Origin of the sequence: Leyella lascolaii (genome assembly GCF_900079775.1) — a bacterium.
In the GTDB taxonomy this organism is placed as follows: Bacteria; Bacteroidota; Bacteroidia; order Bacteroidales; family Bacteroidaceae; genus Prevotella; species Prevotella lascolaii.
Genome location: NZ_LT556053.1, coordinates 1 through 958, shown reverse-complemented (window position 1 = coordinate 958; position 958 = coordinate 1). Strand labels below are relative to the sequence as shown.

At 48.5% G+C, this 958-nt stretch carries 1 protein-coding gene; it reads right to left on the bottom strand.

Annotated elements, in window-relative coordinates; all coding sequences use genetic code 11:
• The coding region (gene mobB / locus BN4609_RS15385) for a conjugal transfer protein MobB (protein ID WP_068857376.1) at positions 1–958 on the bottom strand (958 nt) is incomplete at both ends.

Sequence of the window (958 nt, the reverse complement as noted above, 5' to 3'; positions counted from 1 at the left end):
CATTCTCGTAAGGCAAGGTGAAGTGCTCCTGCAGGGCATTGGCAGAAAGATTCGTTCCAAGCCTTGAACCATTGAACACGCTTTGGGTGCGGTGGTCAATGAATGTTGCTCCGTAGATACGGCCGTCAGCTGTATGTCGGAAAACAACATCAATACCCTTTGCTTTCAGCAGTTCAACGAACTTATCCTTATGGTAAGTCTGCTTCAACACTGCCTCCACACTATGTTTGGTCATCTCGGAGAGTTTCTTGTCCTCCTTGAACTTCTTGGCTGAATAAGCGAACCGCTTTTCTATCGCCTCCACACCGACAGACTTATCAATCTTGGAAGCCTTGAAAGGATTTCCAACCTTATTACCCTGTCCGTCCGTGGCAGAATAGACAAAACCATGATACTCACGACCGCCAACCTCGCCTCTGACCTCCTCCAAGGATATATTATATAAGGAAAGAAGTGCACGGTATTCGCCTAAGGACTGGAACCTGTAGGTAGTGCAGAGTGATTTCACGGTATTGGCAACCTGCTTCTTCACATTGCCTTGGCTTACATCCACCTTGCGGAGTGGATTGTCTGCCTGGCGTTGCTTGCGGTCTGCCTTGTGGAGATTGTACTTCTCCTCCAAGTCACGAGTGATAGCCTTGCTCCTATGGTAGTTGTATCGGCTATCCAAGCACTTGCCGTTCTCATCCACCCGGATGGTCACAATGTGCATGTGGTGACGGTCTATGTCCTCATGCTTGTAAACCATGTATGGCTGGTTGCCATATCCCATGCGCTCCAAGTATTCACGGGCAATATTCTCCATCTCCATATCCGTCAGCACATCATCGGGATGCGGATTCAAGGATATATGCACGACAGGCTTCTCTGTTCTGATATGCGGAGAAAGGTATCGCTGGAAATCACGCAAGGCATTGGCGATGCTCGTCTTTCCCGAACAATCATCGAAGATCTTGTT